Genomic DNA, 613 nt, shown 5'->3' on the forward strand with positions numbered 1-613 from the left:
GAGCGCAAAACGTCGACTGGAAACGCAGGTTGAATCACGACGCACGCAGGGACAAGGCGCTACGGGCTTCGCCCTTCGCGCCTTCTTCGAGCGAGCGACTGGGCATCAACAAGTAAGGCAACAAAGGAGGGAAACGCTACAGTTATGCACAGTCGGCATCCACGATGCCGGCTTCCATCCCCGGGTCAGAGTTCAACCGGCAGGGTGGGTCAAAGTTCAACCGGCGTCGACACACTCGCTCGTAGAAGCGACGGGGATGCTTGTGGACCACCGCGAGATCAATTCCATCGAGCAGCCAGTGCAGTTGCTCCACCGTCAACGTCGGCACGGTGGCGACATCGGGCCAGATGAACCTGTCCTGCTCGAGACGCTTCATCAACATCCAAAAGCCGTTTCGCTGCCAGCCCAGAATTTTTACGCGATCACGTCGCCGATTCCTAAAGACGTACAGCGCCTCGGCAAACGGATCCAACCCGAGGGCTTGCTCGACCAAGATCGCCAGACCGTTGAGACCGACCCGGAAGTCGATGGCCTCGCGATGCAGGTAGACCTTCAACCCTTCGTCGAAGCGGAGTAAGCGCTCTATTGACCACGCCCCTTGTGCCCAGATGAC

General features: G+C 58.9%; 1 protein-coding gene. It reads right to left on the reverse strand.

All coding sequences use genetic code 11. The features are described from left to right. Nucleotides 1-142: 142 nt before the first annotated feature. Nucleotides 143-613: IS66 family insertion sequence element accessory protein TnpB (tnpB, locus tag APY03_RS42170; RefSeq protein WP_157103521.1), on the reverse strand; the 471-nt coding region annotated here is incomplete at its 5' end.

It is taken from the genome of Variovorax sp. WDL1, from assembly GCF_001541225.1.
In the GTDB taxonomy this organism is placed as follows: Bacteria; Pseudomonadota; Gammaproteobacteria; order Burkholderiales; family Burkholderiaceae_C; genus Variovorax.